This window comes from Marilutibacter maris (genome assembly GCF_006546735.2).
Lineage (GTDB): Bacteria > Pseudomonadota > Gammaproteobacteria > Xanthomonadales > Xanthomonadaceae > Marilutibacter > Marilutibacter maris.
The window spans coordinates 1-8,731 of sequence record NZ_VICD02000083.1 but is presented as its reverse complement, the minus strand read 5'-3'; the positions used below and the strand labels follow the sequence as shown (position 1 = coordinate 8,731).

Below are 8,731 nucleotides of genomic sequence, written 5' to 3'. Positions count from 1 at the left end.
GCCCGGCGCCAGGCCTGGCGGGCGCTCTCGATCTCGGCATCGAGCTTGTGCAGCCGTTCGCCGGCGCCGCGCAGGCCGTCCAGCTCGGCGGCGATCGCCTCGCGCCGGGCCAGCAACTGGTCCGGCGGCACGCGGTGCTTGCGGGCCAGCTCGTGCAGGCGGCCCAGGCGTTGCTCCAGCGTCTGGAGCGCGCCCGGATCGATGTCCAGGTCGCTGCGGATGCGGTCGAGCAGGACCTGGGCCTCGTCGAGCTGGATCGCGGCGGCATCGAGCATCGCGTCGACCTCGCCCAGCCGTGGCTCGTGTTCATTCATCCGCTGCAGGGCGCCGCGGATCTGTTCGATGGTGCCGACCGGCGAGGGCAGCTCGTCGCCGGCCAGTTGCGCAAGGGCCTCGTCGCAGGCGGCGATCAGGTCGGCGGCGTGGGCCTGACGGCGGTGGTCGGCGCCCAGTTGCTCCAGTGCCGCCGGCTCCAGTTCCTCGCGTTCGAGTTCGGCGAACTGATGCTCCAGCCAGTCGATGCGGTCGGAGACGTCCCCTTGCGCGGACAGGCTCTCGCGTTCGCGCAGCAGCGCGCTCCAGCGGCGCGCGGCCTCGGCCACCGCGGCGCGCTCGGCGTCGGTGCGGCCGAACGCGTCCAGCAGCGCCAACTGGCTGGGGCGGGACAGCAGGGCCTGCTGCTCGTGCTGGCCATGGATCTCGACCAGCCGCGCGGACAGTTCGGTCAACTGCCCGACCGTGGCCGGGCGGCCGTTGATCCAGGCGCGCGAACCGCCGTCGGCGCGGATCACCCGGCGGATCTGGCAGGCCTCGTCCTCGTCGAGGTCGTTGTCGTGGAGCCAGGCCCTTGCCAGCGGCGCGTCGACGAGCGCGAACCCGGCCGAGAGCTCGGCGCGGTCGGCGCCGTGCCTGACCACGCCGCTGTCGGCGCGCAGGCCGCAGATCAGCCCCAGCGCGTCCACCAGCAGCGACTTGCCGGCGCCGGTCTCGCCGGAGATCACGGTCATGCCGGGGCCGAACTCGAGTTCGGCGCTGTCGACGACGGCGAATTGCTTGATGGACAGGTGGGTCAGCATGGGTGCCGATTCTAGGGGCTGTTGGCGGTCCGCAGATAGGGCCGGGCGGTGCCTTTCGCCGCGGCCGCCGACACGTCCGCCGGCGATGTCGTTTCCGGGTCACGTCGCCACCCGGGCTCCGCAAGCCTTGCGCCGGGCGGCGCTGGCGCTTATATCCGTCCCATGGGCCACCGTTCCTCCGCCTCCGACGATCTCGATCCCCGGGCCCGACAGCTGCTGAGGACCCTGATCGGCCGCTACATCCGCGACGGCGAGCCGGTGGGGTCGCAGACCCTGGCGCGCCACGCGGGGTTGGCGGTCAGCCCGGCGACGATCCGCAACATCCTCTCCGACCTGGAGGACGCCGGCCTGCTCAGCGCGCCGCACACCTCGGCCGGACGGGTGCCGACCGCTCAGGGCTATCGCCTGTTCGTCGACTCGCTGCTGCAGGTCAAGCCGTTGCCGGACGGCGAGCTGGCGCGGCTGCGCGGCGAACTGCCGGCCGGCTCGGGTACCCAGGCCCTGCTCGGCAGCACCTCCGAACTGCTGTCGGCGATGACCCATTTCGTCGGCGTGGTCAGCCTGCCGCGGCGCGAGCAGTTCGCGTTCCGGCGGATCGACTTCGTCCCGCTCGACGCGCAGCGGGTGTTGGCGATCCTGGTGTTCGCCGACAACGAGGTGCAGAACCGGATCATCCAGACCCGGCGCCCGTTCGACGCCGGCGAGCTCGAACAGGTCGCCAACTACCTCAACAGCCAGTTCGCCGGACGTGCGCTGGCCGACATCCGCGGCTCGCTGCTGCACGAGCTCAAGAGCGCGCGCAGCGAGATGGAGAGCCTGCTGGCGCATTCGGTCGAGCTGGCCGAGCAGGTGCTGGTGCCGGGCCAGGACGACATGCTGCTGGCCGGGCAGACCCGCCTGATGGGGGTGCAGGACCTGGCCGACCTGGACCGCCTGCGCGAGCTGTTCGAGGCGTTCGCGCGCAAGCGCGAGATCCTCCAGCTGCTCGAACGCACGATCCAGGCGCCGGGCGTGCGCATCTTCATCGGCGAGGAAACCGGGCTGGCGCCGCTGGAGGGCATGTCGCTGGTGACCGCGCCGTATGTCGCCGCCGGCCAGGTGCTGGGCGTGCTGGGGGTGATCGGTCCCAGCCGCATGGCCTACGACCGGGTGATCCCGGTGGTCCAGGCCGCCGCCGACGTGCTCGGCGACGCGCTGTCCCCGGACCCGGGCTGAGCCGGTCGTCGCCGCCGACAGGCTGAACCGGGCCCGGATACGCGCCCGCTGCTTGAATCCTGCCGCCCCGTCCCCATTGCTGGCCCTGTCGCGGACGCCCGCCGTCCGCCCGCCACCCTCCCAGCCACACCTGTACAGCGCAGGGGACAGACCAAGCACATGACCACAGCATCGCATCAGGACGAAACCCACCAGGACATGGCCATGAACGCCGACGACAACGACGCCCAGGCCCGGCTCGCCATCGAGCTGGAGGAGACCCGGGCCGAACTGGCCGCCGTGCGCGACGAATCGCTGCGCGAGCGCGCCGAGCTGGAGAACCAGCGCAAGCGGATGGCGCGCGAGATCGACACCGCGCGCAAGTTCGCCAACGAGCGTCTGCTGGCCGATCTGTTGCCGGTGATCGACAGCCTGGAGGCCGGCCTCGGGGTCGAGGGCGATACCGCCGCGCATCTGCGCGAGGGCATGGAGCTGACCCTGAAGCAGCTGCTGAAGGTGGTCGGCGAGAACGGCATGGCCGTGGTCGACCCGGTCGGCGAGGCCTTCAACCCCGACCACCACCAGGCGATGAGCATGGTCGACAGCGCCGAGCACGCGCCCGGCCAGGTGGTCCAGGTCTACCAGAAGGGCTGGCTGCTCAACGACCGCCTGCTGCGGCCGGCCCTGGTCGTGGTCAGCCGACACGACTGAGCGGCGGGTGTCTGCGGCCCGCAGCGCCGCAGATACGGGTCCGCGCCCCCTTGAAGGGCGCGCAGTCGACCCCTAGATAGCAGACATCGGCGGCGCGGCCGCCCTCCGGGAGGCCCCCGCCCCCCGGACTACCGGATTCGCAACAGCAACAGTCTTAGAGAGGGAACACCACCATGGGCAAGATCATCGGTATCGACCTCGGCACGACCAACTCGTGCGTGGCGATCATGGAGGGCGGCAACGCCAAGGTCATCGAGAACGCCGAGGGCGACCGCACCACGCCGTCGATCGTCGCGTACACCAAGGACAGCGAGGTCCTGGTCGGCGCCTCGGCCAAGCGCCAGGCCGTCACCAACCCCAAGAACACCTTCTTCGCGGTCAAGCGCCTGATCGGCCGCAAGTTCCGCGACGCCGAGGTCCAGAAGGACATCGACCTGGTTCCCTACGGGATCATCGAGCACGACAACGGCGACGCCTGGGTGCAGACCGTCGAAGGCAGCAAGATGGCGCCGCAGCAGATCTCGGCCGAAGTGCTGACCAAGATGAAGAAGACCGCCGAGGCCTACCTGGGCGAGACCGTCACCGAGGCGGTGATCACGGTGCCGGCCTACTTCAACGACAGCCAGCGCCAGGCGACCAAGGACGCCGGCCGGATCGCCGGCCTGGAGGTCAAGCGCATCATCAACGAGCCGACCGCGGCCGCGCTGGCCTACGGCATGGACAAGAAGGGCGGCGACCGCAAGGTGGCCGTGTACGACCTCGGCGGCGGCACCTTCGACGTGTCGATCATCGAGATCGCCTCGGTCGACGGCGAGATGCAGGTCGAGGTGCTGTCGACCAACGGCGACACCTTCCTCGGCGGCGAGGACTTCGACAAGCGCGTGATCGACTACCTGGTCGAGGAGTTCCTGAAGGACCAGGGCATCGACCTGCGCAAGGACCCGCTGGCCCTGCAGCGCCTGAAGGACGCGGCCGAGCGCGCCAAGATCGAGCTGTCCTCGTCGCAGCAGACCGAGGTCAACCTGCCGTACGTGACCGCCGACGCTTCCGGTCCCAAGCATCTGAACATCAAGCTGACCCGGGCCAAGCTCGAGTCGCTGGTCGAGGATCTGGTCCGCAAGACCATCGAGCCGTGCCGCACCGCGCTCAATGACGCCGGCCTGCGCGCCAGCGACATCAGCGAGGTGATCCTGGTCGGCGGCCAGACCCGCATGCCGAAGGTCCAGCAGGCGGTCGCCGAGTTCTTCGGCAAGGACCCGCGCAAGGACGTCAACCCCGACGAGGCGGTGGCGCTGGGCGCCGCGATCCAGGGCGGCGTGCTGGCCGGCGACGTCAAGGACGTGCTGCTGCTGGACGTGACCCCGCTGAGCCTGGGCATCGAGACCCTGGGCGGCGTGTTCACCAAGATCATCGAGAAGAACACCACGGTGCCGACCAAGGCCTCGCAGACCTTCTCGACCGCCGACGACAACCAGTCCGCGGTCACCGTGCACGTGCTGCAGGGCGAGCGCGAGCAGGCCCGCTACAACAAGTCGCTGGCCCGCTTCGACCTGGCCGGCATCGAGCCGGCGCCGCGCGGCATGCCGCAGATCGAGGTGTCGTTCGACATCGACGCCAACGGCATCGTCCACGTGACCGCCAAGGACAAGAAGACCGGCAAGGAGCAGAAGGTCGAGATCAAGGCCGGCTCGGGTCTGTCCGAGGACGAGATCGCGAAGATGGTCGCCGATGCGGAGGCCAACCGCGAGGAGGACAAGAAGTTCCAGGAGCTGGTCCAGGCCCGCAACCAGGCCGACGCCCTGATCCACATGACCCGCAGCTCGATCAAGGAGCACGGCGAGAAGGCGCCGGGCGAGGCGATCGCCGCCGCCGAGACCGCCATCGCCGAACTCGAGACCGCGATGAAGGGCGACGACAAGGCCCAGATCGAGGCCAAGTCGAAGGCGTTGGAGGAGGCCGCGCAGGGACTGTTCGCCGGTACCCAGGGCGGGGGCCAGCCCGGCGAGGGCGCCGCCGCTTCCGGCGCGACCGGCGACGATGTCGTCGACGCCGAGTTCACCGAGGTCAAGGACGACAACAAGTAAGCCGGCCGGCCCCTCTGGCATGAACCCGGCGGGGCCGCCACAGGGGTTCGGGACCGTTCCGCGGTTCCGGACCCTTGTCGTATCAACAGTCCGCGCCGGCCGATGCCGGTGCGGCGGGGGAAGTCGCTACAACCATGAGCAAGCGTGACTACTACGAAGTGCTGGGCGTCGGCCGCGACGTGTCGGCGGACGAGCTGAAGAAGGCCTACCGCCGTTGCGCGATGAAGCATCACCCGGACCGTAATCCGGGCGATGTGGCGGCCGAGGTCGCGTTCAAGGAGTGCAAGGAGGCCTACGAGGTCCTGTCCGACGCCAACAAGCGCCGGGCCTACGACCAGCACGGCCACGCGGCGTTCGAGCACGGCATGGGCGGTGGCGGTCCCGGCGCCGGCTACGCCGACATGGGCGACATCTTCGGCGACATCTTCGGCAACATCTTCGGCGGAGGCGCCGGCCCGCGCGGCCCGCGTCGCGGCGCCGATGTCGGCTACGTGATGGAGCTGAGCCTGGAGGAGGCGGTCGGCGGGGTCGAACGGCAGATCGAGATTCCGACCCTGGAGAGCTGCGACACCTGCAACGGCAGCGGTTCGGCCGACGGCAGGACCGAGACCTGCGGGACCTGCAACGGTCGCGGCCAGGTGCGCTTCCAGCGCGGCATCTTCTCGATGCAGCAGGCCTGTCCGCATTGCGGCGGCAGCGGCAAGACCATCGCCAACCCCTGCGAAGACTGCCACGGCCAGGGCCGGATCGAGCGCAACAAGACCCTGCAGGTGAAGGTGCCGGCCGGGGTCGATACCGGCGACCGCATCCGCCTGGCGGGCGAGGGCGAAGCCGGTCCGGTCGGCGTGCCGCCGGGCGACCTCTATGTCGAGGTGCGGGTCAAGGAACACGAGATATTCCATCGCGACGGCGACGACCTGCACTGCGAGGTGCCGATCCGGATCTCGCAGGCGGCGCTGGGCGACGTGGTCCGGGTGCCGACCCTGAACGGGGACGCCGAGATCCGGCTGCCGGCCGAGACCCAGAGCGGCAAGCTGTTCCGCCTGCGCGGCAAGGGCGTCAAGTCGGTGCGCAGCCGCAGCGAAGGCGATCTGTACTGCCGGGTCGTGGTCGAGACGCCGGTCAATCTCACCGCCGAGCAGCGCGATCTGCTGGAGAAGTTCGAGGCGACCTTCTCCGGCGAGGGTGCGCGCAAGCATTCGCCGAGGTCGGCGACCTTCCTCGACGGGGTCAAGGGCTTCTGGGACCGGATGGTTTCCTGAGCCGCCGCGGCGCGCGCCGCCGCTCGCCTGCACGACGACCTGGCGCACACTGCGTCAGGTTTATGATGACCGTCGGTCATCAAGTTTTTGCAGGCGTCCGATGAAGACTCCCCCGCAGGATCCGCCCAAGGCGCCGCCACCGGAGGCCGACTTCGACAAGACCGTCCGCCCCTACGAGGGCCCGGCCGGCGGCTGGGGGGCGTTGCGGGCGGTCGCCGGCGCGATCCGCGGGCAGATGGCGGTGCCGCGCTCGATGGAGGCGCTGCACCGGGTCAACCAGCCGGTGGGCTTCGACTGCCCGGGCTGTGCCTGGCCCGATCCGAGCCACACCTCGTCGTTCGAGTTCTGCGAGAACGGCGCCAAGGCGGTGACCTGGGAAGCGACCTCCAGGCGCACCACGCCCGACTTCTTCGCCCGACACACTTTGTCCGAGCTGTGGCAGTGGAACGACCACGACCTGGAGAACGAGGGCCGCCTGACCCATCCGATGGTCTACGACCCGGCCCAGGACAAGTACCTGCCGATCCTGTGGGAAGAGGCCGCCGAGCGTATCGGCGACGCGTTGCGCGCGCTGCCGGACCCGACCATGGCCGAGTTCTACACCTCCGGCCGCGCCTCCAACGAGGCCGCCTTCCTGTACCAGCTGTTCGTGCGCGAGTACGGCTGCAACAACTTCCCCGACTGCTCGAACATGTGCCACGAAGCCACCAGCGTCGGGCTGCCGGAGTCGATCGGAGTCGGCAAGGGCACGGTGACGCTGGAGGACTTCGAGCACGCCGACGCGGTGTTCTGCATCGGCCACAACCCCGGCACCAATCATCCGCGGATGCTGGGGACGCTGCGCGAGGTCTCGCTGCGCGGCGCGCCGATCGTGGTGATCAACCCGATGCCCGAACGCGGGCTGGAGCGCTTCGTGTCGCCGCAGGATCCGGCCGAGATGCTGACCGGGCACGCGGTGCGGATCGCCTCGACCTACTTCAAGCCCCGGATCGGCGGCGACCTCGCGGTGCTGAAGGGCATGATGAAGTGGCTGCTGGAGGCCGACGCGGCCGATCTGGCCAAGGGCGGCGAGGGCCTGCTCGACCGCGCCTTCATCGCCGAGCACACCCGCGGTTTCGAGGCGCTGGCGGCGGATCTGCGGGCCAGCGACTGGGACGGCATCGAGCGCCATTCGGGCCTGAGCCGCGACGATATCGCCGGCGCGGCCTCGATCTATGCCCGCGCCGAACGGGTGATCGTCTGCTACGGCATGGGCATCACCCAGCATCGCCACGGCACCGAGAACGTGCAGCAGCTGGCCAACCTGCTGTTGCTGCGCGGCAATATCGGCCGCCCCGGCGCCGGCATATGCCCGTTGCGGGGTCACTCCAACGTGCAGGGCGACCGCACCGTCGGCATCACCGAGAAGCCCAGCGCGGCGCTGCTGGACGGCATCCGGCGGACCTATGGCTTCGAGCCGCCGGCCGCGCACGGCCACGACGCTGTCGCCGCGGTCCAGGCGATCGCCGAGGGCCGCTCGAAGGCGCTGCTGTGCCTGGGCGGCAACCTGGCGGTGGCGATGTCCGATCCGCAGGCGACCTTCCCGGCGATGCGCAAGCTGGACCTGGCCGTGCACATCGCGACCAAGCTCAACCGCTCGCACCTGATCCCGGCCAGGCAGGCCTTCCTGCTGCCGTGCCTGGGGCGCACCGAGCTGGACGTTCAGGCCGGTGGCCCGCAATCGGTGACGGTGGAGGATTCGATGTCGATGGTGCACGCCTCGCAGGGGCGGTTGAAGCCGGCCTCCGAGCACCTGCGTTCGGAACCGGCGATCGTCGCCCTGCTGGCGCGCGCGACCCTGCCGGACTCGAAGGTCGACTGGGAGGAGATGGTCGAGGACTACGACCGTATCCGCGCCGATATCGAGGCGGTGTTCCCGATCTTCGCCGGCTACAACGACAGGGTCCGCGAGCCCGGCGGCTTCCGCCTCGACAACGCGGCTTCCCGGCGGCACTGGAACACCGCCGACGGCAAGGCCCATTTCCTGCTCGCGCGCGGGCTGGTCGAGGCCCCGGCGGCTGCCGACGGCCTGCTCAGGCTGGCCACGGTGCGCTCGCACGACCAGTACAACACCACCATCTACGGCATGAACGACCGCTACCGCGGCATCCATGGCCGCCGCGACGTCGTCTTCGTCAATCCCGACGACCTTGCCGAGCGCGGCCTGAAGGAGGGCGACCGCATCGACGTGCAGGCCTGCGACCCCTTGGGCGCCGCCAACGGCCGCAGCGTGCGCGGCTATGTGGCGGTGGCGTTCGCCATCTCCCGCGGTTCGGTGGCGATGTACTACCCCGAAGGCAACGGCCTGCTGGCGCTGGACGATCGCGACCCGCGCTCCGGTACCCCGGGCTACAAGTCGGTGCCG

The 8,731-nt window shown here is 70.1% G+C and carries 6 protein-coding genes; 5 read left to right on the top strand and 1 reads right to left on the bottom strand.

Features of this window, described 5'->3' with window-relative positions:
- Positions 1 to 1,076 (bottom strand): AAA family ATPase (locus tag FKV24_RS05915; protein WP_141481714.1); only part of this gene is annotated, 1,076 nt, incomplete at its 3' end.
- A 162-nt stretch (positions 1,077 to 1,238) separates the two neighbouring features.
- Between FKV24_RS05915 and hrcA the strand changes: the two genes are divergently transcribed.
- The 5 genes from hrcA to FKV24_RS05890 form a co-directional block, all read left to right on the top strand.
- Complete coding sequence (gene hrcA, locus FKV24_RS05910) at positions 1,239 to 2,291, top strand: heat-inducible transcriptional repressor HrcA (RefSeq protein WP_141481713.1); 1,053 nt, start codon at positions 1,239 to 1,241, stop codon at positions 2,289 to 2,291.
- Between the two features lie 48 nt (positions 2,292 to 2,339).
- On the top strand, positions 2,340 to 2,981 hold the full coding sequence (gene grpE, locus FKV24_RS05905) for a nucleotide exchange factor GrpE (protein ID WP_343200235.1): 642 nt from the start codon (positions 2,340 to 2,342) through the stop codon (positions 2,979 to 2,981).
- Positions 2,982 to 3,154: 173 nt separating this feature from the next.
- Complete coding sequence (gene dnaK, locus FKV24_RS05900; RefSeq protein ID WP_141481712.1) at positions 3,155 to 5,065, top strand: molecular chaperone DnaK; 1,911 nt, start codon at positions 3,155 to 3,157, stop codon at positions 5,063 to 5,065.
- A 134-nt stretch (positions 5,066 to 5,199) separates the two neighbouring features.
- Positions 5,200 to 6,327, top strand: a complete 1,128-nt coding sequence (gene dnaJ, locus FKV24_RS05895) for a molecular chaperone DnaJ (protein WP_111266332.1) — start codon at positions 5,200 to 5,202, stop codon at positions 6,325 to 6,327.
- 100 nt (positions 6,328 to 6,427) lie between these two features.
- On the top strand, positions 6,428 to 8,731 hold a 2,304-nt coding region (locus FKV24_RS05890; RefSeq protein ID WP_141481711.1), incomplete at its 3' end, for an FdhF/YdeP family oxidoreductase.